The 25729-nt window shown below is 63.2% G+C and carries 21 protein-coding genes, 1 tRNA gene and 1 pseudogene; 11 read left to right on the top strand and 12 right to left on the bottom strand.

Annotated elements, in window-relative coordinates; all coding sequences use genetic code 11:
- Nucleotides 1–4: 4 nt before the first annotated feature.
- Both OBACDRAFT_RS05430 and rplI read left to right on the top strand, forming a co-directional pair.
- A complete protein-coding gene (locus tag OBACDRAFT_RS05430; RefSeq protein ID WP_043583401.1) occupies nt 5–517 on the top strand; it encodes a single-stranded DNA-binding protein in 513 nt (170 codons plus the stop codon).
- A gap of 64 nt (nt 518–581) precedes the next feature.
- Nucleotides 582–1118, top strand: a complete 537-nt coding sequence (gene rplI, locus OBACDRAFT_RS05425) for a 50S ribosomal protein L9 (protein ID WP_043583399.1) — start codon at nt 582–584, stop codon at nt 1116–1118.
- Between the two features lie 336 nt (nt 1119–1454).
- Here rplI and OBACDRAFT_RS05420 read toward each other — a convergent pair whose 3' ends face one another.
- On the bottom strand, nt 1455–2090 hold the full coding sequence (locus OBACDRAFT_RS05420; protein WP_043583396.1) for an SGNH/GDSL hydrolase family protein: 636 nt from the start codon (nt 2088–2090) through the stop codon (nt 1455–1457).
- A gap of 112 nt (nt 2091–2202) precedes the next feature.
- On the opposite strand from OBACDRAFT_RS05420, the gene OBACDRAFT_RS05415 reads away from it, so the two are divergent.
- Nucleotides 2203–2541 carry a GNAT family N-acetyltransferase gene (locus OBACDRAFT_RS05415; protein WP_043583394.1) on the top strand — a complete coding sequence of 113 codons (339 nt, stop codon included), beginning with the start codon at nt 2203–2205 and terminating at the stop codon, nt 2539–2541.
- A gap of 23 nt (nt 2542–2564) precedes the next feature.
- Here OBACDRAFT_RS05415 and OBACDRAFT_RS05410 read toward each other — a convergent pair whose 3' ends face one another.
- The 6 genes and pseudogenes from OBACDRAFT_RS05410 to OBACDRAFT_RS05385 all read right to left on the bottom strand — a co-directional run bounded on the left by OBACDRAFT_RS05410 (nt 2565) and on the right by OBACDRAFT_RS05385 (nt 8880).
- Nucleotides 2565–3050 carry a low molecular weight protein arginine phosphatase gene (locus tag OBACDRAFT_RS05410; protein ID WP_043583392.1) on the bottom strand — a complete coding sequence of 162 codons (486 nt, stop codon included), beginning with the start codon at nt 3048–3050 and terminating at the stop codon, nt 2565–2567.
- Between the two features lie 9 nt (nt 3051–3059).
- A pseudogene (gene purD, locus OBACDRAFT_RS05405) lies at nt 3060–4383 on the bottom strand (phosphoribosylamine--glycine ligase).
- A gap of 54 nt (nt 4384–4437) precedes the next feature.
- Nucleotides 4438–5544: an AIR synthase-related protein gene (locus OBACDRAFT_RS05400; protein ID WP_043583391.1), complete on the bottom strand. Its 1107-nt coding sequence runs from the start codon at nt 5542–5544 to the stop codon at nt 4438–4440.
- 51 nt (nt 5545–5595) lie between these two features.
- Nucleotides 5596–5672 (bottom strand) — tRNA-Arg (locus OBACDRAFT_RS05395).
- Between the two features lie 73 nt (nt 5673–5745).
- Complete coding sequence (locus OBACDRAFT_RS25020) at nt 5746–6693, bottom strand: LolA-like protein (protein ID WP_157836924.1); 948 nt, start codon at nt 6691–6693, stop codon at nt 5746–5748.
- 123 nt (nt 6694–6816) lie between these two features.
- Entirely contained in the window at nt 6817–8880 is a 2064-nt protein-coding gene (locus OBACDRAFT_RS05385; RefSeq protein ID WP_052361231.1) for an alpha-amylase family protein, read from the bottom strand.
- 99 nt (nt 8881–8979) lie between these two features.
- Between OBACDRAFT_RS05385 and OBACDRAFT_RS05380 the strand changes: the two genes are divergently transcribed.
- The 5 genes from OBACDRAFT_RS05380 to OBACDRAFT_RS05355 all read left to right on the top strand — a co-directional run bounded on the left by OBACDRAFT_RS05380 (nt 8980) and on the right by OBACDRAFT_RS05355 (nt 14532).
- The gene (locus tag OBACDRAFT_RS05380; RefSeq protein WP_232766670.1) at nt 8980–9930 is read left to right on the top strand and encodes an AraC family transcriptional regulator; all 951 of its coding nucleotides are present in this window, start codon (nt 8980–8982) and stop codon (nt 9928–9930) included.
- Between the two features lie 138 nt (nt 9931–10068).
- The gene (locus OBACDRAFT_RS05370) at nt 10069–11709 is read left to right on the top strand and encodes an adenylate/guanylate cyclase domain-containing protein (RefSeq protein WP_157836923.1); all 1641 of its coding nucleotides are present in this window, start codon (nt 10069–10071) and stop codon (nt 11707–11709) included.
- A 121-nt stretch (nt 11710–11830) separates the two neighbouring features.
- Nucleotides 11831–13507, top strand: a complete 1677-nt coding sequence (locus OBACDRAFT_RS05365) for a peptide ABC transporter substrate-binding protein (protein ID WP_052361227.1) — start codon at nt 11831–11833, stop codon at nt 13505–13507.
- 111 nt (nt 13508–13618) lie between these two features.
- Nucleotides 13619–14068 carry a phosphopantetheine-binding protein gene (locus OBACDRAFT_RS05360; RefSeq protein ID WP_052361225.1) on the top strand — a complete coding sequence of 150 codons (450 nt, stop codon included), beginning with the start codon at nt 13619–13621 and terminating at the stop codon, nt 14066–14068.
- Nucleotides 14032–14532, top strand: a complete 501-nt coding sequence (locus OBACDRAFT_RS05355) for a 3-hydroxyacyl-ACP dehydratase FabZ family protein (protein WP_043583387.1) — start codon at nt 14032–14034, stop codon at nt 14530–14532. Before OBACDRAFT_RS05360 ends, OBACDRAFT_RS05355 begins: the two co-directional genes overlap by 37 nt.
- On the opposite strand, the gene OBACDRAFT_RS05350 is transcribed toward OBACDRAFT_RS05355, so the two are convergent.
- On the bottom strand, nt 14522–14821 hold the full coding sequence (locus tag OBACDRAFT_RS05350; protein WP_232766668.1) for a hypothetical protein: 300 nt from the start codon (nt 14819–14821) through the stop codon (nt 14522–14524). The two genes, OBACDRAFT_RS05355 and OBACDRAFT_RS05350, sit on opposite strands and share 11 nt — an antisense overlap.
- Nucleotides 14822–14986: 165 nt before the next feature.
- Between OBACDRAFT_RS05350 and OBACDRAFT_RS05345 the strand changes: the two genes are divergently transcribed.
- On the top strand, nt 14987–15787 hold the full coding sequence (locus OBACDRAFT_RS05345) for an AsmA family protein (protein WP_052361223.1): 801 nt from the start codon (nt 14987–14989) through the stop codon (nt 15785–15787).
- A gap of 42 nt (nt 15788–15829) precedes the next feature.
- Here the strand turns inward: OBACDRAFT_RS05345 and OBACDRAFT_RS25015 are convergent, their stop codons facing one another.
- The 4 genes from OBACDRAFT_RS25015 to OBACDRAFT_RS05325 form a co-directional block, all read right to left on the bottom strand.
- Nucleotides 15830–16558 (bottom strand): DUF1559 family PulG-like putative transporter, encoded by a 729-nt coding sequence (locus OBACDRAFT_RS25015; protein WP_425601734.1) that lies wholly within the window; start codon nt 16556–16558, stop codon nt 15830–15832.
- Between the two features lie 274 nt (nt 16559–16832).
- Nucleotides 16833–18050, bottom strand: a complete 1218-nt coding sequence (locus OBACDRAFT_RS05335) for a glycosyltransferase family 4 protein (RefSeq protein WP_232766667.1) — start codon at nt 18048–18050, stop codon at nt 16833–16835.
- A gap of 420 nt (nt 18051–18470) precedes the next feature.
- On the bottom strand, nt 18471–19331 hold the full coding sequence (locus OBACDRAFT_RS05330) for an SDR family NAD(P)-dependent oxidoreductase (RefSeq protein ID WP_043583381.1): 861 nt from the start codon (nt 19329–19331) through the stop codon (nt 18471–18473).
- Between the two features lie 252 nt (nt 19332–19583).
- Nucleotides 19584–20840: a beta-ketoacyl-[acyl-carrier-protein] synthase family protein gene (locus tag OBACDRAFT_RS05325; RefSeq protein ID WP_043583379.1), complete on the bottom strand. Its 1257-nt coding sequence runs from the start codon at nt 20838–20840 to the stop codon at nt 19584–19586.
- A 197-nt stretch (nt 20841–21037) separates the two neighbouring features.
- On the opposite strand from OBACDRAFT_RS05325, the gene OBACDRAFT_RS05320 reads away from it, so the two are divergent.
- Together OBACDRAFT_RS05320 and glgB are read left to right on the top strand one after the other, a co-directional pair.
- A complete protein-coding gene (locus OBACDRAFT_RS05320; protein WP_043583377.1) occupies nt 21038–23263 on the top strand; it encodes a tetratricopeptide repeat protein in 2226 nt (741 codons plus the stop codon).
- 98 nt (nt 23264–23361) lie between these two features.
- Nucleotides 23362–25704, top strand: coding sequence for a 1,4-alpha-glucan branching protein GlgB (gene glgB, locus OBACDRAFT_RS05315; protein WP_043583375.1), 2343 nt, complete (start codon nt 23362–23364; stop codon nt 25702–25704).
- The last annotated feature ends 25 nt before the right edge of the window (nt 25705–25729 follow it).

Below are 25729 nucleotides of genomic sequence, written 5' to 3'. Positions count from 1 at the left end.
CACCATGGCCAACCTCAACAAAGTTTTTCTCATCGGCAACCTCACGCGCGATCCCGAACTCCGGGTCACGCCTCGGGGCACGCCCATCTGTCAATTTGGTCTGGCGATCAGCCGCCAGTTCAAGGACGAGTCCGGCCAGACCCGCGAAGAAGCAACCTTCGTCGATGTCGAAGCTTGGGGAAAACAAGGGGAAACCATCTCGAAGTACGTCACCAAAGGTCGTCCGCTCTTTGTTGAAGGCCGCCTCAAGTTTGACCAGTGGGAGGATAAAACCACCCAGCAAAAACGCAGCAAACTCAAGGTGGTGTTGGAAAACTTCCAGTTCCTCGGCGGCCGCGAAGGCGGCCCCGGTGGACCCGCTGGCGGTGCTCCCGGTGCCGGCGCCGGTGCGGAAGACTACGGAGTGGACCAAACGGTGGAGCGTCATTCGCCTCCGCCGCGCACGCCCACCCGCTCCGCCGCTCCCGCCACGCCGCTTCCGCCGGCTGACATCGCTGACGACGACGTTCCGTTCTAAACGAACCGCAAGATTCCGCATCGTTATTTCAAACCAAACAACATCCTAGAAAGACACACTCATCATGGCTTCCACAGAAGTATTGCTCCTCAAGCCCGTCGAAAACCTCGGCGCTGAAGGCGACCAGGTTAAAGTCCGCGCCGGCTACGCCCGCAATTTCCTGCTCCCGCAGAAATACGCCGTCGCCCTCAATCTCGCCAACCGCAAGCGCGTCGAGGCTCTCCGCAAACGCCGCGCCGAACGCGAGGCCAACGAACTCGCTGGCGCCAACGAACTCGCCAAGAAGCTCGAAAAGACCGCCATCGCCTTTGCCGTCAAGACCGGCGAAGGAGGCAAGATGTTCGGCGCCATCACGGCCGCCGACCTCCATGCCAAGATCACCGAGGCGGGCATCGAACTCGACCGCAAGAAGATCCACCTCTTCACCCCTGTGAAGACCCTCGGCAAGCACGAGGTGAAGATCAAACTGCACCACGACGTGACCGTCGAACTCGCTTTCGACGTCGTATCGGAAAACCCGATCGTCGAAGAACAGCCCGCCGAAGAAGCTCCCAAGCCCAAGCGCGTGAGCAAGGCCAAGAAAGCCGCTGGCGCAGAATAAAACACCAACACCGTCAGCATGGAGCCCTCCATTTTTACCGGAGGGTTCCCCCCCCCCCCCCCCGGGGCTGCTCAAAAAGCTAGGTCTTTTTTTTTTAGGATTTTGTGGTCCGCACAAAACCTCATGGGCCTCCTATTCCTGACGAAATGCCGCCTGTTGCCTGACCTGGTAGGGAGGCCTCTCCGAGGCCTCCGCCGTGCGTGGTTTTTGGATACCGAAACTCATAAGTAGTCGGAGCGTGGTTTCGGAGGCCTCGGAGAGGCCTCCCTACCAGGTCAAGCAAGCGAATGTCCTCCGCGTCTTCGCATGAGATGTTTCCGAATGAGAACGGGCTTATCACACACCGGCGTTTTTCAGCCAGGCGTCTGCGATGAGCGCGTGACCGGCTGTGCTGGGATGCACACCATCCGGCAGCCAGTAGGGGGCGGGGACGCGCGTCGCCACCGAAGCAAAAAGACCGTCGAGCGGGATCAAGTCGGCGCCAAACTCCACGGCAAGATTGCGCACGGCAGTGATGCGCGGATCAAGATCCTCGCGCCAGGCCCGGCGATCCTCAGGCGTGGGCAGCAGGAACGGCTCCATGACAACCAGACGAGGCGCGGGCGTGAGCTCGCTGGTAATGCGATCCAAGATACGATGGAAGGACGCGTAAAATTCGGGGGCGGGGGACATCAACTTGCTGTCGTAACGACGCCAGGTGTCGTTGATGCCGATGAGGAAGGTGACGACCGTGGGCTTGTGCGCCAGCAGGTCGGCTTCGAGGCGCTGCTCAAGGTCGTAGATGCGGTTGCCGCTGATGCCGGTGTTGATCACGCGGCGGGTGGCGGAAGGCTGGCGGTGGCCGAGCTGGGCGTTGATGTAGTTGACATAACCTCCTCCGAGATTGGCGAGGTTGGAGCGATCACGACCGCAGTCGGTGATGCTGTCCCCATAGAAGAGAAGGGTGTCGTTGGGTTGAAGGATGAGTGGCATGACGATGTTCACGCAAGGTCCGCTCCGGGCGTGAGGGCAACTGTTTTCCGTATCGAATATGTCACCCGGTCGCCTTGAAATCGTAACAAGTCCGGGCTAGAATCGGGGCAGCGTGGTTGATGAAAATGACAGCTCTATTCCCTACCTGCACAGTTACGCCTCGGGCGACACGGTGTGGATCACCCGTTTTTTCATTCCGCCCACGCTTCGCGGCCAGCATCTGGGCCGGATGATTGTCGAGAAATGGGAGAAAAGTCTGCCGGCTCACATCCGCGTGATCCGTCTCCGCGCACCGGATACAGACAGCGCGCGTCCCTGCCTGTTCTGGAGCAAGCTCGGGTTTCGCTACACGCAGTCCGACGAGACGCCCATTTACAGCGAGTTTGAAATCACGCGGCACACCGAGATGGAAAAAGTGCTGGCCGAACCGGTGGAAGCGCAGGCGTCGTGACGCAATCTGCGTCGGGCGTATTTTCACGCCCCCGGGATCGTCTTCTTGATGAATTCCAGCAGCGAGGGAATTGCCTCCACCATCTCGTCGCGGCAGGCTTCGTAGAGCGCCAGCGGTCCGCCAAAGGGGTCGCCAATCTCCTTGTCCACGTTGCCCGGCATGAACTCGCGGAAGAGATGCACGTTGTCCGGCGGTGGCGTGAACATGTGCCGGATCATGGCGCGGTGGCTTTCCGTCATGCAGATGATCAGTGTGGCCTTCTTGATGAGTTCCTTCGTGAGCGGCTGGCTGGTGTGGTTGCCAAGTTCGATGCCCGCTTTCTTGAGCGCCACGCGGGAGTTCTCCGAGACGTGGTCGCCTTTGGCCGCCGCGACTCCGGCGGAGACGACGCGGATGTTTTTCCACGGTTCGGGTTGCGCGGCCAGGGCATGGCGCAACAAGGCCTCCGCCATCGGACTGCGGCAGATGTTGGCAGTGCAAACAGTGAGAATGAGCGGTGTGTTGGGCATGTGGAAAAATTAAGGGTTAATTCTATGAAGCTGGCGGGCGCCGATGTCGCGGCGGTAATGCGCGCCGTCCCACTGGATCGTGGCGCAGGCGGCGTAGGCTTGCGCGGCGGCGGCGGGCAGGGTGTCGGCCACGGCGGTGACTCCGAGCACGCGGCCACCGGCGGTGACGATCTGGCCGGCGGCGTTGCGCGCGGTGCCGGCGTGGATGATTTGCACGCCGGGGGGGGGGGGGGAGGGTGATGACGTCGCCTTTGGGATATGTGTCGGGGTAGCCTTTGGCGGACATGACGACGCAGAGGGCGTGGTTGTTTTTGATGCCAATCCGACCTTTCACGTCCTTGAGCGTGCCGCAGGCGGCGGCCCAGAGGAGGGCGAGCACGTCGCCGTCCACGCGCGGGAGCACGACTTGCGTCTCGGGGTCGCCGAAGCGGGTGTTGTATTCGAGCACCTGCGGCACGGGTTCGGCGCTGCCGGGGGGGGGGGGCGTGAGCATGATGCCGATGAAGAGCGTGCCGCGAAACTCGATGCCTTCGTCCGCGATGGCGTTGACGGAGGGGCGGACGATCTCGCGGTCGATGCGTTCGAGGAGGGAGGGCGTCACCACGTCGGCGGGTGAGTAGGTGCCCATGCCGCCGGTGTTGGGACCGGTATCGCCGTCGCCAATACGCTTGTGGTCCTGCGAGGTGGGGAGGATGAAGTAGTCGCGCCCGGAGACGACGACGAGGATGGAGGTCTCTTCGCCGGTGAGGCAGTCTTCGACGAGGATCTGGCTGCCGGCGGCGCCAAATTTGCCGCCCGCAAGCATGTCGCGCACGGCGGTCTCGGCTTCGGGCAGGGTTTGGGCGACGATGACGCCTTTGCCGGCGGCAAGGCCGTCGGCTTTGATGACGATGGGCGCGCCGCGCTGGCGGACGTAGGCGAGGGCGGCGTCGAGTTGCGAGTTGTTCGACGTAAAAATGCCGGCGGGGGCGGTGGGGATTTTGTATTTTTGGAGGATTTGCTTGGTGAAGATTTTGGAGGCTTCGAGGCGGGCTCCGTCGGCCTTGGGGCCGTAGGCGGGGATGCCGGCGGCGGCGAGGGCGTCAACGAGGCCGAGCGAGAGCGGCACTTCGGGGCCGACGATGACGAAGTCAACGTGTTCGCGTTGCGCGAGGGCGACGAGGCCGGGAATGTCTTCGACGGCGACGGGGAAACAGGCGGCATCCTCGGCGATGCCGGCGTTGCCGGGAGCGCAGAGCACGCGGCGGGGCGCAGCAGGGGGGGGGGGGGGGGGGGCGGCGAGGATGGCTTTGACGAGCGCGTGTTCGCGTCCGCCGGAGCCTACGATGAGGATGGTGCGGGGGAGTGTGGGTGTCACGGTGTGGAAAATTAAGAATTAAGAATTGGTTTAGCGGACTTGCAGGGTGCTGCCGTCGTATTCGAGTTCCAATGACGGGATGAGGACGGCCTTGCGGTGGCCTTCCTTGCGCACGCGGCCGGCGAGCCAGGCATCGTAGCCGGAGGCCTTGGCTGCGGCGAGGGCGGCGGCGGCGTCTTCCGGGGCGACGTAAGCGGCAAATCCGATGCCTTGGTTAAACGTTGCGTAGGCTTCGCGCAGGTCGATGGGGCCGGCTTCGCGGAGGAACTTGAACAGGGCGGGTTCGACGCCGGGGTTGATGATTTCGTAAACGAAGGGTTCGTCGAGTCGCATCAGTTTGCGCCAGCCGTGGCCGGTGACGTGGGCAACGTAGTTGAGTTTGATGCCGCGTCGTTGGCATTCGCGCACGAAGGCTACGTAGATGACAGAGGGGGCGAGCAGGGCTTCGCCGTAAGTCCGCGTGTCGCCGTGGCCGATGGGCGTTTCGTAGCCTTGCGGCAGGCGGTCGGCGATCTGGCGGCAGAGGGTGAGGCCGTTGGTCTGAACGCCGGAGGAGGCGAGGAAGATGATCGAGTCGCCGTCGCGCACGTCACCGGTGATGCGGAGTTTTTTGGGCGAGATTTTGCCGATGGCGGAGCCTGCGAGGACGATGGTGTCGGGGTTGACGATGCCGCGGAGGGTGGGGGTTTCGCCGCCGCCCCACACGCCGCCGGCCAGGCGGCAGCCTTCCGCCCAGCCTTCGACGAGGGCGTTCATGCGTGTTTCGTTGGCGAACCATGCCGAGTCGCCCACGGCGGCGTGCATGGCGATGGAGATGGGCAGGGCGCCGCAGGTGGCGAGGTCGTTGACGATGGTGGCGACGGTGTCGATGGCGACTTCGCGGTAGAAGCATTTGCCGGTGCTTTTGAGGACGGCGTCGGCGACGAGGTTTTTGGTGCCCAGGCCTTCCTCGACGTGGGCAAGATAGTGGTCGGCAGCCTCGATCAGGTAGGCGCTTTCTCCGCGGGTGGAGGCGGGCTCGGTGTAGCCATGCGAGGCTAGGAGCGGAGCGGTGGTGCGCGCAGCCTTCTGGCAGGCGCGTTTGAAGGCGTCGAGCTGGTCGTAGTTTACTCCGGAAGATTCGTAGCTGAGTGACATGAAGCCTCTACTGAGCCTTAACCCTCGCCGGGATGAAAGCCGAATTTACACTGGCGCGCCCGGCGGGACTCGAACCCACGACCATCCGCTTAGAAGGCGGATGCTCTATCCAACTGAGCTACGAGCGCGTTGTGTGTGCCTGTGGAATTGCTACTACGCATGTCTTTCTTGCGTCGGCAAGCCCTGTGACGCTTCGCTCCGTCATTCGTGCGGACGGTCAAAGAAGCCGGGGGCGAGCGGCGGGTTGGCTTCGATGTGCTCGTTGACAACGGTGTAAATAACATTGCCGCCGTGTTTTTGCGTGATGCGGGTGGGGAGCATGACGCCGTTCACGGGTTTGTAGTCGGCAAAATAGTTCTCAACGGCAAGGTTGGTGCGCTTGGAAACGAGGTCGCGGCGGATGATGTGATAGGTGGCGCGGTCAACGTAGATGGTGGAAATCTCGGTGAGGTTCTGGGTGGCAAGGAGCCTGGCCACGGGACGGCCGTCCACGGTGCTTTCGCCCGCATAATCGAGAATGACGTTGTCGCGCCCAAGACTGGACACCAGAACGTCGTCAAACTCGGCGTCGGCGATGAAGGGGCGCACGGCATCGGGGGCCATGTCCACGGCTTTGTTGGTGGTGGAGTCGAGCATCCAAGGGGTGTCTTTACCGTTGTAGGCTTCGGTAAGCGTGCGGTCCTTGAGTTTGGTCTGGATGCGCACGCGGTTGGGCCGGGCGGACCACATCTGAAATTCGAGTTGGTGTTTGTCGGCGAGTTTGATGGTGCCTTTGACGAGGATTGACCGGAGGGCGAGGATGGAGTCGATGCCGCCGAGGGTGACGACGTGGCGGCGGACGATTTCAAGAACGTCGTCTTCGGTCGTTGGAGGAGGCAGGGCGGTGCGGGGAATGAAACGAATGGAAAGGTTGGGGGGGGAACTCGTGGTTGCGGCGGGGCTGGGGCTGGATGTGGAGGGCGTCGCCCCTGGGAAGGAGATGCCTGAGCTGCCGGTTGCGGGCGCGGGGGCCGGTTGCGGGGAGGCGTCGGAGGTATCGTAGGAGGGAAATGCCGGGAATGGGGGGAGCCCGGTTGTCGCTGGCCGGGGTTGGTCGGACGTGGTTTGCGCGGATGCATTCGCCCACCCGCCCAAGAGAGCGACAACCATCAGGCCGAGAGTAGAAAAGATCCGGATTGTAAACACAGCCGCCACTTGATGGCGTTTTTTGTCAAAGGACAAGCCTTGGCGCTTGCCGGCGAAAAGCCCACCGCGATGAGGGCGGGCTAATATCTAATATCGTAATTCCACCATGGCGTGGGCGGTAAATTCGGGGAGGGTGAAGGTTACCGTGCCGCCATCGCTGGTCTGTGTGGTGAGGGGCAGGTCAATGCCTTCGGGCACGAGGCGGGCGGTTTTGACTTTGCGCGGCAGGCGCAGGGTGACGCTGACATTGCGCAAAGGGATGAGGTCTTCGATGACTTCGACCTGACGCGATATGCCGCCGGTACCGGGACGGGAGAGTCCGCCGCGCACGGATTTGGGGGCATAGAGGAGGTGCGCGATGTAACGGCGTTCGCGGGTTTGTTCGAGGACGTTGACGCGGCCATCGGTCGGCAGCGTGGTGCGCACGGGGCGGCGGTCTTTGCCTTCCGCTCCGTCGCTGAGGAGGTGGTCGATGGCGGCGAGCACGAAGTCGCGGTAGAGGGGCTGTCCGTAGTGGCGGTAACGGGTAAAAATGTCGTGCGCGAACCAGGCGATGTTGCCGTCTTGGTTGACGATGGCGGCGGGGCTGGCGAGGGCGGGCGCGTCGGGGGCGTGCTGGTGCGAGCAGAAGTGGTCCCAGGTGCGGTTGAAGTAGGGTGTGCGGCGTTCGACGAGCGTGCGGGTGCCGCGGGCGGGTTTGATCTCCCAAGCGCCGCCGTGGATGACGATGGGCGTGGTGACGGGCACGCGGGGCGTGAGGGCGGTGGCGAGGAGGTAGTCGGGGTCGCTGGGGGAGCGTCCGACGAGCGTGGCGCCGGGGTCGATGGCAAATGCGGTGCGCCCGGTATCGAGCAGGGCACTACCAGCCGCCAGCACTTTGCCGCCGCGGGCGAGGTACTTCTTGATTTTGGCTTCGGTGGCGGGGGTGAGGAGGGTGGTGTCGGGAAGGATAACGAGGTCGAGATCGAGGCCGAGGGCGCGGTCGTCCCACCTGGCGTTTTCGTCGAGGACGACAAAGGGCAGGTGGGTTTCGAGGAGCATGCGCGCGGCACCTTCGTCGGCGTGGCTGGTGTCGGCGTGGCCGCGTGCGCGTGGCTGGTTGGTCTCGGCGCTGACAATGGCGATGCGGGCAACGGGGCGGACGTGGTCGCACCAGGGCTCGCAGGCTTCAACGCGGGCGTAGGCCTCGCCGATAAGGCGGTAGGTGTCGGGGTTCATCTCGCCGTTGGGATGGAGTTGGTCGCCGATGGAGCACTTGGCGCCGTAGGCGAGCATGCCGCCGCATTCATAGACGAGGGCGGCGGGGCGTTTGAAGCCGCCAAATTCACCCCAGGTGGTGTGGAATTTGCCGGTCATGCCGAGGTAGTCGCGGGGTTGCGTGGCGGCGTAGCGGGCGGAGAAAGCGAAGTGGTCGTAGCCCCAGCCACCGGTGGGCAGGGATTCGAGTTCGAAGTGGGAGTTGAAGAGGTTGAATCCTTTTGAGCCGACGGGGATGTGGCCGCCGTTGTGGAAGACGGGCGTATCGGCGCGCACACTACGGACGGCGGCGTTGGTGCGTTCGTAGTAGCGCAGGAGGACGAGTTGGGCGTGTTCTTCGACGTCGGCGGGGTTGGCGGGGTCGAGTTGGAGTGACTTCATTTCGCGGAGCGAATGCTCGGAGTAGTCGTGCGGGGCGCCGATGATGTCCAAAAAAATGCCGTCGTTGTCGGGCCAGCGTTGCACGACTTCCTCGATCTGGGCGCAGAGGTAGTCGAGGTAGGGGGAATTGAAGTTGAGCCGTTTGAATCCGACGTGGTCAATGGGGGCGTAGGTGACGCCGTCGCGGCGTTTGACGAGCCATTCGGGATGCGTGGTGGCAGCGACTTCGTCGAGGCCTGCGCTGATGTAGATGGGACAGCGGACGCCGATTTCGCGGCAGGCTTCGATTTGGCGGGCGAGGAGGTCGAATTTGAGGTTGGGGTGCAGGCGTCCGATTTTGGTCGGGTGGTAACTGTATCCGTGGTGGCACTTCGAGAAGAGGGTGATGGAGTCGATATGGCCGGTCTTGAGGGCGTCTTGGAATTGACGTTTGGAGAATTTTTCTCCGATGCCGGGGATGTCTCCGTGGGTGTGGAAATCGAGGTGAACTTGGCGGAAGCGCAGGTGATGCATGGCGGGTGTTGAGAGAGTGTGTGTATGGGAAAAAGAGGGAGGCTTGCGTGGCGGTGGCTTGCGGACCAGCCAGTTATCCTCGAATGTCCATAATACTCCATGCCACCCGTCGTCGCCAATGCATCGAAGTCGCCTGATTGTGTGCAAAAGTCACCCGCCGGGATGGCCGGGGCCGGCGTGTCTCCAGGGGGGGAGGGGGCGTCGCAGGTGTCGCAGGCGTTGCGAGTGCCGGATGTGCAGATGCGGCTGGAACACCACAATCCGGGGGACTTGCAACCGCGTCTGCTGCACTGCGTGACGGCGTGGTTGCAACGTTGGCGTTACGCGGACCTGACCGCGCCTTACTGGCGGCTCTACGTGCTCTCGGGTCGCGGAGCGGTGGTGCGCCATGGTGGGCGGACAATCGCGCTGGACCCGCGCAGCGCGTGGTTGATCGCGCCCGACACGCCGTTTGGCGCGGATTTGACGGGTTCGGGCGTGCGGCAGTGTTACGTACATTTTACGCTGGCACCGGGTTTCTCGGCGTCGCCGGGCGTGTATCCGGTGCGGCTGGACGCGACTTTGCGGGCGCTGCACCGCCGGGCGTCGGGTGCTGCGGCGCCGGGAGTTGCGGGAGGGGGGGGGGATGGCGGGGCGGCGCAGGTGGTGGCATGGCACGCGTTGGTGTTGCTGGCTCTGGCAGGGTTGCCGGCGGGCGTGCTGCGCGAGCATTCGGTGGACGCGCGGGTGCAGCGTGTGCTGGAGCACATCGAGCGCGATCCCGGAGGGCCGCACACACTGGCGGAACTGGCGCATGTGGCGGGGATGCACGCGCGGGCGTTGATCCGGTTGTTTCGTAGTGAAACGGGAACTACGCCGATGTCGTGTCTGCGGGTGCGGCGCATCGCGCTGGCGTGTGACTTGCTCCATCACAGCGATCGTTCGATTGACGATATCGCGGCGTTGTCCGGGTTTTGCGACCGCTATCATTTCACGAAAACGTTCACGCGCCTGCGCCGGGTGTCGCCGGGGGCGTTTCGTGTGCGGCAGAATGTCGTTGGGGTGGCGTAGCGGAGGGGCAATGGGATGGGGACAAAGGGCGGCAAGGAGGTTTCGACTTTTTATAGGAAGGCTGTAATCTTTGGGGCTTTGTTAGTTTCCTCTGTCTTCAAGATGATTTCGTTCCGCAGTTTTCGTTCTCGCGTGCTTATGCTTGTTGTTGGACTCGTCGCCTTGGTCCAAGGAGGGACTTATTGGGCGGTCGTTCACGCCAATCGCAAAAATGCCAGCGCGCGAATCGAACAGAATATGGATGATGGGGTGCTGCATTTTAAGGAGCTTATGGCAACGCGTCAGCGCACGCTTCTCGCAGGGGCGGGGTTGATCGGTGAGGATCTCGCGCTTCGCGATGCCATCGCACGTGATGACCGGCGCGCAATGCGTCACGTGCTCGATCACTACGTGCGGCGTCTCAATATCGCTGGCATGGCCTTGTTGTCGGCTGGCGGTGAATTCCTGTCTGCCTCGCCTGAACTTCCCAATGAGGCAGTTCGCACACTGCTCTCCTCGCTCGTTCGCAATTATTCGGAGGGGGGGGGGGGGGGGGAGGGAGGGGCGGCGGCGCCGGTTTGGGTGCTTGCGGGCAACGAACTGTTGGCCGTCCTTGTTGTATCCGTGGATTCACCACAGACGCAGGTTCCGAAAAACATCCGCCTTGTTGTCGCGCATCGCATTGACCGTTCCATCATCGGACAAGTGGAGCAGTTGACCCGCCTGACGCTCTCAATGCGTTTGCCCAACTCAACCTTGACCACTGGCGCGTACGAAAATGCTTCGTCCGGCCCGCTCCTTACCCGGACCTTGAGCATTCCGTTGCTCAACTCGCCCGCAGCCACGCTGCTCCTGCAACGTTCGCTTGATGAGGAACTCGAACCCGTGCGCTGGCTCGAACATCTGCTTGCCGTCACCTTCGCCACTTCGGTTGGCGCTGCGGTGTTGCTGGCGGTGTTGCTGGCCCGGTCCGTGAGTCGTCCGGTGCAGGCACTGGCCCGCCACACCCGCGTCATCGCAAGCGGCGACTACGCCACCCGCATTCCGTGGAAACGCGCCGACGAACTCGGCCACCTTGCCGACGCGCTCAATGCCATGAGCGACGGTCTTGCCGAACGCGACCAGGTGCGCGATCTGCTCAACAAAAACGTGTCGCCCGAAGTCGCCTCGCGTCTCCTCCGCGACGGAGCGGTGCTGCGCGGCGAGGAACGCACGGTCACAATCATGTTCGTGGACCTGCGCGGCTTCACGACGCTCAGCGAGAGCCTCGCCCCCGCCGCGCTCTTCGATCTGCTCAACCGTTTTCTCGACACCATGAGCGCCGAGATCGAGGTCCGGGGCGGCATCATCGACAAATACATCGGCGACGAAATCATGGCGCTTTTCGGCGCACCGCTCGACATGCCCGATGCGCCCGACCGTGCCGTGCAGGCCGCCCTGGCCATGCACGCCGCGCTCCCCGCACTCAATGCCGCGCTTGCCGCCGAGGGGCGTCCCACGCTCGATTTTGGCGTGGGCATCTGCACCGCGCGCGTTCTGGCCGGCAACGTTGGCACGCACCGGCGGCTCAACTACTCCGTCATCGGCGACGGCGTCAATCAGGCCGCCCGCCTCCAGTCGCTCACCCGCCGCGAGGACTGGCACGCATCGATTTTGATTAGCGAAGCCACCCGCGACGCCCTCGCCCAGAATGGTTCTGATGCGCCAATTGCTTACCGCCTGCGCGAACTCGGCGAAGTGCCGCTCAAGGGCAGGACGGAACCGGTGCACGTTTATGCGGTGGATGGGATAGGGCGATGAGGGAATTGTAGCCGCACCTTCCGGATGGGCGGTGCTTCGCACCGTCGGCGGGTCAGGAGACCCGCCCTCCACTCTTGTTGAGTGTTGAATGTTTGGCCCGAATCTTCTCCTTTTCCGACTCATGTTTCCGGACCGACTCCGCCTTCACCTTCGTCACATTACGTCGGCGTTCATCTCTGCCGCCGCCCTCCTCCTCACCGTCGTCCACACGGGCTGCCAGCCCCGCCAGACGCTGGTCGAAGCCGCCCGCGAAACCCAGACGCTCCACATCGGCAACGGCGCCGAACCCCAGGACCTCGATCCGCAGACCACCATCGTTTACACCGACTACAACATCCTCATCGCCCTCTTCGAAGGTCTCACCGTCATCGATGAAGCCACCTCGGAACCCATCCCCGGCACCGCCTCGCATTGGGATATTTCTGACGACGGACTGCGCTACACCTTTCACATTCGCCCCACCGCCCGCTGGTCCAATGGCGACCCCGTCACCGCGCAGGATTTTGTATTTTCTTTCCAACGCATTCTCAGTCCCGCCCTCGGCGCCGAATACGCTTACATGCTCTACGCGATCAAAAACGCTGAGGACTACAACACCGGCGCGCTCACCGATTTCGCGCAAGTCGGAGTGCGTGCCACCGCTCCGCTCGCGCTCGAAATCACGCTCTCCCAACCCACCCCCCAACTCCTCTCGCTCGCCGCGCATCAAGCCTGGTTTCCCGTCCATCCGCCCACGATTCTCGCCCACGGACGTATTGACCAACGCGATACACGCTGGACCGTCCCCGGCAAACTCACCTGCAACGGACCCTACACCCTCAAAGAGTGGCTCCCCAACCAGCGCATCGTCGTTACCCGCAATCCGCTCTACTGGGACGCTGCGCTCACCGAAAACGGGAACATCCGTGAAGTCGTTTTTTATCCGACCGACAACATTGCCGCCGACGAAGCCGCCTTCCGCACCGGACGCCTGCACCTCACCTATGACATCCTGCCCGACCGCATGGAGCACTACCGCCGCACCGCGCCCGGCCAGCTCCGTATCGACCCGCTCCTCGAAACCCTCTTCGTTCGCTTCAACACCAAACTAAAACCCCTCGACGACATCCGTGTGCGTCGCGCCCTTGCCCTCGCCATCGACCGCGAATCCATCGCGCAACAACTCCTCCTCGGCAGCCGCCTGCCCGCGCACCACTACACCCCGCCCAATACCGCGGGTTACACGGCGGACGCCCGCCAGCCCCACGATCCCGACGCGGCACGCCGCCTGCTTGCCGAGGCCGGTTTCCCCGATGGCAAAGGCTTCCCGAAATTCGAAATCCAGATGAACACCGACGCCCTCAACTCGCGCATTTTTGAGGCCATCCAGGCCATGTGGAAACGCGAACTCGGCATCGAAACCACGCTCGTCTCGCTCGATTTCCGCGCCTACCTCGAAAACCAACGCACCATCGCTTACCAGATCACCCGCTCCCGCTGGGTGGGCGATTACAACGATCCCAACACGTTCCTCGACATGTTCATCACCGGCGGCGGCAACAATCAGACCGCATGGAGCAATCCAGCCTACGACCGCGCCATTGCCGAGGCCGCTTCGGCCACTGAGCGCGCCCCCCGCTTCGCCGCCTTTCAGCGCGCCGAAAAAATCCTCCTCGACGACGCGCCCATTGCCCCCGTTGTTTTCGGAGCCCGCACCTACCTCATCTCGCCCGACGTGCAAGGCTGGCCTCCTTCGCTGCTTGGCATCCACCGCTACCAGACCGTGCGCCTTGCGAAGACAGTGAGCAGTGAACAATGAACAGTGAGCAGTGAACAATGCTGCCAACTGTTCACTGCCAACTGTTCACTGTTCACTGAAAGAGCCTTCCCATCTGGCCTATTATTTGCGTAGTTAACGCCTTTTTCCAGAATGTCCGAGCTCGATACCAACCCGCCACCCGCCAACAATTCCGCCTCCGCTGGCGACGACGACGCCAAGATTCGTGCCGACCTGCGGCGTTGTTCTCCAGCCACCATCGAAGCCGCCCTTGCCTGGCGCAACACCGCTGACGCCAGCCACTTGCCGGCCATTGTGATCGGTATCGTCCAGCGGTTTTCCGACCCCGACCTCCGCCCCAAGCTCGACGCCCCCGACGCCGACAATCTTCGCCTCATCGACGACCTCGGCATCGATTCCCTCACCATGATGGAGATCGTCATGCTCGTGGAGGAAGTCACCCGGATGTCGATCAGCAACGAAGAGCTTCGCTACCTGCGGAGCATCGGCGACATCAAGACCTTCATCGATTGCAAAGCCCGCGGCCTCCCCCCCCCCCCCCCCCCATGCGACACCTCGACGCAGACCAACTCCGGGCCTTGATGCCGATTCAGCCGCCGTTTCTCTTTCTCGACCAAGCCACTTTGCCTGACGACGCGCCAGTGACCGCGTCCGCCGCCACAACCGCCGCCGCCGCCACGGCGCGTTACCGGATCACGGGAGACGAATTTTTCCTGCGCGGACATTTTAAGGGCAATCCTGTGTTGCCCGCCTCCATCATGCTGGAAGCCTTGGGCCAGCTTGGCGTCCTTTACCTGCTCACCACGTTCACCGCGCCCGACGCCCCCCCCCCCCCACCCCGCGTGCGGACTGACTCGATCTATTTTGCATCGTCCGACGGCATCCGTTGCCACCGCGTCTGCCGGCCCGGCGACGAACTCCTGCTCACCCTGAAACCTCGTCGCGTCCGCGCGCCTCTGGCCACTTTTGGCGGGGCAATCCACGTCGGCACGGAGAAAGCCGTCACTGCCGAGGAAATCACGCTGACCTTTGCCCTTACTCCGTGACCCGCCGGTAGCGCACCAAAACGGCGAGCGAACCGCGCCCGGTGGCGAAGGTGGAGGGACGCCCCGCGTTTTCCTCCGCGTGGTAGCACAACTGGAGCAAGTTGCCCCGGCACCGCAGGATGGCGCGCAGTGTCCGGCCCGCGCCCGCCCCTGTTTCGCATACGATGTCCGCCTCGTGCGCCATGGTCCCTGCCATGATGTCGATCCGTCCCTCATCGCGCGACCCATCGGCATGCGTTACCGCGTAGCGCCCGGCGGCGATGTGCATCCGGTGCTCGGGCGCAGGCACGGCCTGACCGCTGAATTCTGCTCCCTGTGGTTCCCATACTCCATCAAACATACCCTCACATGCCCGCCCGGTTATGCGTCAGATTGCAATCCGTTTCCAAAATGCCAACGGCTTGCTCTTTCCCAAGAGACCTGCTCATTGTGCCCCTGCAACCACACCATCCTTATGGCTCAAAAATCCTCGTTTCTCAAAAAACTGATTATTGCGTTTTGCCTCCTCGTGGCGCTTGGCATCGTCGGCCTCGTCGTGCTCAGCATGTACCTCGGCCCGATCTTGAAGAAGGGCGTTAACACCATTGGTCCCAAGATCACTGGCACTCGGGTCGAACTCGCCTCGGCCTCCGTTTCACCTTTTGCGGGAGGGGCGACGCTCAAGGGCCTTTTTGTTGGCAATCCCTCCGGATGGAAGTCCGACAAGGCGTTTTATCTTGGTGAGATCAAGGTGAAGCTGAAATCCATGTCGTTGCTGGGCGACGCCATTGATGTGGAGGAAATCAGCATCAAGGAACCTCACTTCGTCTTCGAAAAAGGCCTCACCAGTTCCAATATTAACGACCTCCTCAAGCAGATCGATGCCAACATGGGCGGCGGCAAGACCGCGCAGTCCAAGCCAAACGAGCCGGCGTCGGACAAAACTTCAGCGCAAAAGATCATCGTAAGAAAATTCCAACTGAGCGACGCGCAGGTGACGCTTGGTCTTGGCGCAATGGCGAGCACGATTCCCATGCCGGCGATCACGATGACCGACATTGGCGTGGCGGAGGGCGGAGTGACGGCCGATCAACTGGCCACTGTTATCTTGAAGCGTGTGCTGGCCGATGTGACGGCCGCCGGAGTCAAGGGAGCGGCATCCGCGCTTCAAGGGGCGGGGCAGGGAGCGGGTGGCGCGGCCGGTGCAGTCAAGGACGCAGCCAAGGGCGCCGGAGATGCCGTGAAGGGGCTTTTTAAGTCGAACCAAGACAAGTAAACCAGCGGCGTGGCGGGGGGGGGGGGGATGATTTGGTTGCTGCTACGGTTGCTGCCACGCCCCGATTTTGTCGTAGCGGAATGTCATTTTGATGGGGTCGTAGTCTTTGAACGTCGCCACGTGACCGTCGGCAAAAAGGATGGCTTGGGTGCCGTCGGAGAGGAGGGTGCCATCGGCTGCGTTCACGCAGTTTTGGGTGTAGTCGTCCTTGTCGTAGTCTGGCTCGCTGAATCTGGGATAGTTGGTCTCGCCGGCGAGGACGAACTGGGAGGGAAACTCGATGCGGGAACGAACCACCGCCGACGCATTTGGCTTGCTCTCCATATACGCAGCGTTGGCTCCCAAAAAATATGCGCTGCCGTTGCGTTCAAAACGCGGAGTGATGAAAAACTCGCGGCTGTTGATATAAGGGGAGAGTTGCTGGGTCCAGCTCATGCCATCCGTCACGCTGGTGGCCTCATAGTCCCAGTCCACCTTGCCGCTCGCCGTCGGGAACTTTTCTTTGTTTTCGTCCGCGTGCATTGAGAGCGCGAGGAAGATCTGGCGGAGGTTGGAGATGCTGCTTGAGGCGCGAGCCTTGTTGCGCACGAGACCGACGACAGGGATCAGGATGCCGGCGAGCACGCCGATGATGGCAATGACGGTGAGCAATTCGATGAGCGTGAACGCTGCGGAGGGGGGGGAGGGGAGGGGGGCGGAACCGGAGCGGCGGGAATATCGCATGTGCATGACAAAACCCTCCAGACGCCCGAGCAGCAAGGCGGGTTTCATACCCTTTCCCTGTCAAAAATATCTTCGGGGAACTTCTAAAAATTACACAGAGGACACAGAGGAGGCACAGAGTTTGGGGAGGCCTGTCCGGTGGAAGGACATTTCCCTCGCGAATGAATGTCTCTGTAATTCATTTATTATAAATAAAATAATATTTTTTACGGAAAAAGGAGCAAAGTCGTTTTGTCCTCCCTAAACTCTGTGCCTTCTCTGTGATCTCTGTGTAATTTCTGATTTTTAGAACCACCCTCAACTGAAAATGCTCTAAAATGCCCTATCCGAGTCCGCAGTCGCGGTAGAGCGTGGCGAGGCGGGCGGCGTTTTGGCGGGCGTCGAAATGGAGTTCCACCCAAGCGCGGGCGTTGGCGCGGAGGGGGTGGGCAAGGGCGTCGTCCGTGGCGAGGCGGCGGAGCGCTGTCACCCAGGCGGCGGTGTCTTCGGGCGGGGCGACAAGCCCGGTTTGCTCGTGGGCGATGGCTTCGGTGGTTGCGGCTGCCGGGGAGGTTACGACGAGGACGCCGGCGGACATGGCCTCGGGTATGACGTTGGGCAGGCCATCGCGGTCACCATCAGCGGCAATGACGCCCGTGTGCAACATGACGTCCGCCCACTCAAGTAACGCGGCAATCCCGGCCTGCGGGAGATGTCCGAGCAAGGTCACGTGCGCGGTGAGTCCGAGCGCGGCGACCTGCCCGGTGAGCGAGGCGTGGAGCGGACCTTCGCCGGCAATGCGGGCTTCGAATGCGACTCCGGCGTCGCGCAAGGCGGCGTAGATGCGGAGTTGATGGTCGAGTCCTTTTTTGGGAACGAGCCGGGCAACGCAAAGCAGGCGCAGCGGCAGTCGGGGAGCGGGGCGGAGCGATTTGAGCGGCGGGAGTGTGGTGAGTCCGCGGCGGATGAGGTGAATGCGTTTTTGTTGGATGCCGCGGGCGAGGAGCGTCTGGCGGCCCATGTCGGTGGAGGTGTGGACGAAGAGAGCGGGTTGGAGTTTTTCGGCGAGCCACCAGTCGCCGCCGTCGCGGTAGAGGTCGTAGGCGTGGCCGGCTGCGCTGTAGGGGTGTCCGTCGAGCCGCCAGAGGAGCCAGGCCGCGGTGGAGGGGCCGCCGCCCCAGACGGCGTGGATGTGTGCGGGATGGAGTCGGCGGAAGTGGCGGGCGTGGACGACGGCGAAGGCGGCGCCGAGCATGTTTTCCCAGAAGTTGAGCCACGAGGGCGCGCGGCGGGTGAGCACTCCGCGTATCATCTGGGCGAATACGCCGGGACGGCGGAGCACGGCGGGCGGGAGCGTCCAGAGGAGCGCGAGCAATTTCCATTTGGGGAACGTGTTCACGGGCAGGCCTTCGAAGGTGCCGCCGCCGCCATGCATCGAGTAGAGGCGGGGGCGGAGTCCGTTGGCGAGGAGCCCGGAGACTTCGCGCTGGATGAAGGTCTCCGTGGACTTGGGAAACGTTGTGAAAATGTAGGCGAGGACGGGCTGTTCCGGTATGCTCAAGGTGAGAGGGATAAATTTAAGGGAGGTTCTAAAAATCAGAAATTACACAGAGATCACAGAGAAGGCACAGAGTTTAGGGAGGACAAAACGACTTTGCTCCTTTTTCCGTAAAAATATTATTTTATTTATAATAAATGAATTACAGAGACATTCATTCGCGAGGAAAATGTCCTTCCACCGGACAGGCCTCCCCAAACTCTGTGCCTCCTCTGTGTCCTCTGTGTAATTTTTAGGAGTTCCCTTAACCACAGGTTGGGTGCCTTTCAGCGTGGCGTCCGTTGCGCCGTGGCGGGAAACCAGATGCTTTTGCGCACGATTTTTCGGGATAGCTTTGCGAATGAAGACAGAGACAGTGGAGCCCTTGGGTTTTATTCGCGTTCATTCGCGTCCATTCGCGGTTGGCTTGTCTGCCTTCGTGTTTCAATTGAGATCGAAGTAGCGGGCTTGCACGGCGTGACGGATGCGCCACCAGCCGAGGCGGGCGAGGAGGGGGGCGAGGCGGGCTTGGAAAAAAGAGCCGCTGCGCACCATGCCACTGCGCCGCTTTTGCAGGGCGCGGCGCAGGTCGCGCGCGGCCACGGAGGGGAGGGGGGCGGTGGCGTGCATGGCCTCGAAGCGACGCCACACTCGCTGCCACGCGGGCGACAAACCGGCGGGATGCGCGGCGGCTTGATTGAAGGAGGTGCGGAAATCGCCGGGACGAAAATCGATGATGCGCACGCCGCCGCCGCTGCGGGCGGGGCGGGAGGCGCGCAGTTCGTAGGCAATGCTTTCGCTCCAGGCGGAGAGGCCGGCTTTGGCGGCGTTGTAGGCGCTCATGCCGGGGATGGGAAATTCGGCGGCGAGGGAACTGATGTTGACGATGGTGCCGTCGCCGCGTCCGTCGTTGCGCGCCAGCATGTCGCGGAGCGCGGCGTGGGCGAGGGCAAGGGTGTTGGTGAGGAGTGAATCGATCTGGGTGCGCCAAGGGGTGAAGTCGGTGGAGGTGCTTTCGCCAAAAACGCCATAGCCGGCGTTGTTGATGAGCAGATCGACAGGGGGGAGGGGGGGGGGGAGGTTGACGGTTTGCCAGGCGGAGGCGACGGAGGCCGGGTCGGCGAGGTCGAGGGCGAGGGGGAAAAAACGTCCGGGATGCGCGGCGGCGAGGTCGGCGAGGCGGGCGGGGTCGCGCGCGGTGCCCCAGACGACGAGCCCTTCCGACAAAAGCATTTCGGCAAAGGCGCGACCGAGTCCGCTGCTGGCTCCGGTGACGAGGGCGGCGCGGTGGTGTTGATTAAGCATAGAGCAGTTTCATTTAAGCTGTAGCCATTTGATACCTGGTAGGGAGGCCTCTCCGAGGCCTCCGCCGTGCGTAGTGTGGGAATGCGAAATCCATAGGTAGATGGAGCGTGGTTTCGGAGGCCTCGGAGAGGCCTCCCTACCGTTAAGATAGCGGCTACGGTTTTGAATAAAATGCTCTAGTAGCGAGTAGTCGGAGTTTCAGCGGATGTGGATTGGTGGTTCGGAATACTCGTTACCCACCTGCTCACTACTTCAGCGTTTCAGCACCACGCTGACGTTGGCGCCGCCGAATCCGCTGCTGTTGCTAATCACCGTGCGAGGTGCGTCGGGCTGGGTGGTGCGGGGGATGTTGAGGTCGGCGCAGGCCGGGTCGATCCGGCTGATATGGGCGGAGCCGGGGATGAATCCGCGGCGAATGGCGAGGGCGCAGAAACCGGTTTCCATGGCGCTGGCGAGCGAGAGGCCGTGGCCGGTGAGGGCTTTGGTGCTGCTGATCGGGATGCGGGTGGCGTCAGGCCCGAAGACGGCGCGGATGGCTTTGATTTCGGAGAGGTCGCCAATGGGCGTGGAGGTGGCGTGGGCGTTGATGTAGGTGACGTCACCGGGGGCGAGTCCGGCGGAGCGGAGCGCGTGGCGCATGGCGGTGGCGAGGCCTTCGCCTTCGGGGTGGGAAATGGCGACGTTGTGGCCGTCGGAGGCCTGACCCCAGCCCGCGACTTCGCAGTAGGGTGTGATGCCGCGGCGGGCGACTTCGTCCTCGCTTTCCAAGACGAGAACGGCGGCGCCTCCGGTGCCGACAAAGCCGTCGCGCGCGGCGTCGAAGGGACGCGAGGCGGTGTCGGGATCGGGGTTGGTGGAGAGGGCGCGCATGGCGGCGAAGGGCAGGATGGTCTCCAGGTTGCCGTCCTCGGCTCCGACGACGAACATGCGTTTCTGACGGCCGAGAGCGATCTCATCGCGCGCGAAGCCGAGGGCGTGGCCGGAACTGGCGCAGGCGGAGGAGAAACCGGTGGAGGCACCCTTGATCTTGAAGTTGGCAACGAGGTTAAACTGGACGGTGCCCGCGATGGCGGCGACGACGCCGAGCGGAGGGCAGCGCATCACGCCTTGTTGGTGGATGCGGTTGATTTGCCGGGTGAGGTAAGCGGGGGAGCCGGCGGAGGCTGCGTAGAGGCCGGTGTCGGGGTTGGAGATGTCGGCGGGGTTGTCAAGACGGGCATCGGCAATGGCTTGCTGGAGGGCGCAGGTGGCGAAGAGGGAGTTGGGGCTGAGGCTGCGCAAATGTTCGCGTCGCAGACGGTAGGGGGGGGGGAGGGTCCAGTCCTCCGGGTCTTCGGCGTCAGTGACGAAGCCGCGCACGGGGGCGGCAACTTTCACGGGGATGTTGGGCGCGTCGAAGGGCGGGTAACGCACCATGCCGTGGCGGAGTTCGCGGAGGCTGGCTTCGACGGTGGTAGAGTCGTTGCCGATGCTGGTGATGAAACCGAGGCCGGTGATGAAGACGCGCATAGAGGAAGAGGGTCTGGGTCTGGAAGACGAACGGGGGACAAGCTGAATGCAAAAACGAGAGGGGCGGAAAGACTTAATTAGGGCTTGTCCGGAGGTCTGGAGAGGCGGGGGGAGGGGGGGGAGCAAAGGCGGCGGCTTTGGGGCAACGTTTGGCGTTGAGCGTTTGGCGTTGAGCGTTGAGCGTTGTCCACGCGTCCATGCTCCACCACCGCCATCATCGCAAAGTTCTAGTCCTGTTCGCTGGCATCATCCTCGGTGGATGTTTTATCCTCGGCATCAGCGGCTGTCTGGCCTTGCGAACGCCGCTGCCACAGACGCGCCAGGAGGCCGCCACACTCGTTGCTCAAGGCCAGCAACTGGCGGCGCAGGACAACCACGCCGGGGCCATCGCCTCCTACGACCGTGCGCTCAAGCTCCTGCCCCGGGCTGCCGACGCCCTCTACGCACGCGGCCTTTCAAGACTCGCCCTCGGCGACACAGCGGGGGCGGAGGCGGATTTTACCAGCGTCATCACGCAGACCTCCGCTTCTGCCGGCAACAACGCTTCGCTGCTCACGGCATCCGCCGATGTTTCCACCGCCTCGCTCCTCGCCCACGCCTGCGTCTCGCGCGGCATGACCCGCGTGGCGTCGGGCCGGCTGGACGAGGCGCTGGCCGACTTTACCTCTGCCATCCGAACCGACGCGCAGATCACCGAAGCCTGGGCGGAACGCGGCCAGGTTTACCTTGCCCGTGGCAAGATGGACGAGGCACTGGCCGACTTTGATCAGGCCGTGATTCTCTCGCCCAAACTCGCCGCCGCCCACCTCGGACGCGGCCGGGTGCTGCAAGCGCGCAAGGACTGGCAGGGCGCCCTTGAGGCTTGGTCGCGGGCCATTGCGGCCGATCCCTTGCAAGCCGACGCCTTTCGCGGACGCATTACCGCGTTGCTGGAGTTAAAGCGTTTTGGCGACGCCGCGCGCGACATTGATTCCGCCCTCGTCCTTGCCCCTGACGACGCCGACCTCTGGCTGGCGCGGGGACGCATCTGGCGCGCCACGGGTTTCCCCGCCAACGCGCTTGGGGACATCAACCGCGCCATCGAACTCTCTGTCTCCGCCGGCTCTCCTCCCCCTGCCGCCGCCCTCATCGAGCAGGCTCTGGCCAAGGAGGAAACCGGCGACATCACCGGGGCTTTGGACACCCTCGCCGCCGCGCGTCAGGCCGCGCCCGACCGCAACATGGCCTGGCTGCAAACCGCGCGCATCCTCGGCAAACAGCAACGCATCGCCGAGATTCCCCCTCTGCTTACGCCCTTTATCGACGCCCACCCGCAGGATGCCGACGTCATCGCCACCCGGGGCAGCGCCGAACTCGATCTCGGACAACTGGAGCCCGCGATGCGTGATTTCCACGCCGCGCTTGCCATCAACCCTGACCTGCACTGGGCGCGTTATCTGCTCAGCTTCGGCTGGCTCAAGCAGCACCGCACGGGCGAGGCGCTGGTCGTCGCGGAGGACTTGATCCAGCGGGCTCCCGACCTCGCGCTTGGCTATCAGGCGCGGGCCTCGGTGGAAAAGGAACGCAAGGACCTCAATGCCGCCGTAGCGGACTTTGGCCGCGCCATCGAGCGCAATCCCGACGCACCCTTTCCCCGGATTGAGCGCGCCTACATCCTGCTCGCGCGCGGGGCGGCTGCCGAAGCCTTGGTCGATCTCGACGTGGCGGTCCGCACGTCCACCGACCCGGTGGTGCAACTCAACCGCGCCGACGCCTTGCACCGCCTCGGACGACTTGAAGAAGCGATCGCCGCCTGCCGTCAGGCCGTGCAACTCAACCCCGCGCTGCCCGATGCGCACAAGGACCTCGGCCTGGTTTTGTTGGAAAACGATCAACTGGATGAGGCCGACGCCGCCTTTGTCCGTGCCGGCGAACTCGCGCCGGGCAATGGCGACGCCGTCAACTTGCGCGGCATCGTCTGCCTTATCCGCGGGGACTACGCGGGTGCGATTGCCCGTTTTCAAGATGCGATTGAGTTATATGGGGGGGCGCAGAGTTACGCGCATCTCTCGTTGCATCTGGCGCACCGGCTCACGGGTTTGTCGGACCCGGGTTTCGCCGGTCAGATCGCTGCGTGGCAAAATCCCTGGTTGAAACAACTCGGCCAGCTTCTGTTGGGCCGCGTGACCGAGGAAGAGGTCTTGAAGACGGTGGTCGATGGACGACTTGGCGGCAACGATTTGCCCCCCGCGCCCCGCGAGCGATATCTGAGCGAGGCGCGTTTTTATCTAGGCATGGCGCAGCTGCTCCAAAACCGTCCCGACCGTGCCCGCGGGCAATTGGAGCAGGCGGCGAAGTCCACGGAGTTTCGTTTGTATTCCCGCGCCACCGCCGCCGCCTGGCTGCGTCACGGACTGCCCTCCGAGACCGTGCCCATCCCCTAAACTTTCGCCGTGGATTCGCGCACTACGCGCCTCGCGCGCCGCGCATGTTTGCGCCTGCGCTTGCACAGCGCCGATGAATCCGCTGTTTTCATGCCCGCATGATCATCAGCCCCGCCGAACTCAAATCGTTCCTCGACGCCACCAACGCACAGCCCCACTCGTTCTTGGGCATGCATCCGGCGAAAAAAGGCAGGACCGCGGGCCTTGTCGTCCGTGCCTTCATCAAAGATGCCGTCCGCTGCGAAGTCGTGGAACTGGACGCCGTCCCCTCTCCCCCCCCCCCCCCCCCGCCCGCCGCTGGCAAACCCGCCCGCGCCAAGTCCGCTGCAAAAGGCAAAACGGCGAAGTCTGCCGTTGCTGCTCCCATCTCCCCCGCCATCGCTCCGACCTCCGCCCAGCCCGTTGCGCACGACATGGAGCAGATCGCCAAGGAAGGTTTTTTTGAACTCTTCCTCCCTAAGCGCACCGACTTCTTCCGCTACCAACTCCGTGCCACCTACCCCGGCGGCCAGATCCTGCAAATTTTTGACCCCTATTCATTCGCTCCCACGCTCGGCGACCAGGACCTCTACCTCTTCAACGAAGGAACCGAACACCGCATTTACGAAAAACTCGGCGCACACCTTCGCGTCATCAACGGCGTGCCCGGCGTCGCCTTTGCGGTGTGGGCACCCTCGGCCCGGCGCGTCTCGGTCGTGGGCAACTTCAACCAGTGGGACGGTCGCATGTGTCCCATGCGCTCGCTCGGCGCCTCCGGCGTGTGGGAACTGTTCCTGCCCGGCCTCGGTGAAGGCGAACTCTACAAATTCGAAATCTTCGATCAGACCAGCCGCATCCGCATCAAGACCGACCCCTACGGCGCCTACTTCGAGGCCCCCCCCGGCAACGCCGCCATCGTTTGCAACCCGCGCAAACACGAGTGGCGCGACTCCGCCTGGATCGCCCGCCGCGCCGGACAAGCCGGGCAACCCGACCGCCCCGTATCCATCTACGAAGTCCACCTCGGCTCCTGGAAACGCAAAATCGAGGACGGCGGACGCGTCTTCACCTACCGCGAACTCGCCCCGCAACTCGCTGACTACGCCGTGGAAATGGGCTTCACCCACATCGAAGTCATGCCCGTGGCCGAGCACCCCTTCGACGGCTCGTGGGGCTATCAAGTCACCGGCTTCTACGCGCCCACGCAGCGCTTCGGCACTCCGCAGGACTTTGCCTTCTTCGTCGATCACCTGCACCAGCGCGGCCTCGGTGTCATTGTGGATTGGGTACCGGCCCATTTCCCGCGCGACAGCTTTGCGCTCGCCGAGTTCGACGGCACCCACCTCTACGAACACGCCGACCCGCGCCAGGGCGCGCACATGGACTGGGGCACGCTCATCTTCAACTACAGCCGCCACGAAGTCCGCTGCTTCCTCACGGCCAACGCCCTGTCATGGTTTGACCGATACCACATCGACGGCCTCCGCGTGGACGCCGTCGCCTCCATGCTCTACCTCGACTACTCGCGCAAGGACGGCGAATGGATCCCCAACAAATTTGGCGGGCGCGAAAACCTCGACGCCATCGACTTCCTCCGCGAGACCAACCGCCTCGTCCACGACTATTATCCCGGCGCGCTCATGATCGCCGAGGAATCCACCGCCTTTGCCGGCATCTCCAAGCCCGTGGCCGAGGGCGGCATCGGCTTCGATTTCAAGTGGAACATGGGCTGGATGCACGACACCCTGAGCTTTTTCCAAAAAGACCCGCTGTATCGGAAATGGCATCACAACGAGCTGACCTTCGGCGCGCTCTACCAGTATTCGGAAAAATTCGTCACCGTCTTTTCGCACGACGAAGTCGTCCACGGCAAAGGCTCGCTCCTCATGAAGATGGGCGCGGGACACATCCCGGAAAAAGCCGCCAATCTCCGCGCCCTCTACGGCCATATGTGGACCTGGCCCGGCAAAAAACTGCTCTTCATGGGCGGCGAGTTCGGCCAGAGCAGCGAGTGGGCCTATGCGCGCCAGCTTGACTGGCACCTGCTGCAATACCTCGACCACGAGGGAATCCGCCTGCTCGTGCGCGACCTCAACCGCCTCTACCAATCCGAACCCGCGCTCAGCTCCACTGATTTCACGCCGCAAGGTTTTCGCTGGATCGCCGGCGACGACGCCGCGGCGAGCGTCATCGCCTTCCTGCGCATCGCGCCCGACGAACGCACGCAATTTGCCGTGGTCGGCCACTTCACGCCGCTCACCCGCGAAGGCTACCGCATCGGCGTGCCGCGCGCCGGATGGTGGCAGGAAGTCGTCAACACCAACAGTGCCTACTACGGCGGCACCGGCACGGGCAACGACGGCGGACGCCAGACGGACCCCGTCCCGGCGCATGGTTTTGAGCAAAGCCTGCTGCTCAGACTTCCGCCCATGAGCACAACTGTCTTTCGCTGGCGGTCGTAGCAAGCCGGATGGATTGAAGTGGCGC

It is taken from the genome of Geminisphaera colitermitum TAV2, from assembly GCF_000171235.2.
Taxonomy (GTDB): domain Bacteria; phylum Verrucomicrobiota; class Verrucomicrobiia; order Opitutales; family Opitutaceae; genus Geminisphaera; species Geminisphaera colitermitum.
The sequence above is the reverse complement of the archived record's forward strand: the minus strand, read 5'-3'. Positions and strand labels throughout refer to the sequence as shown.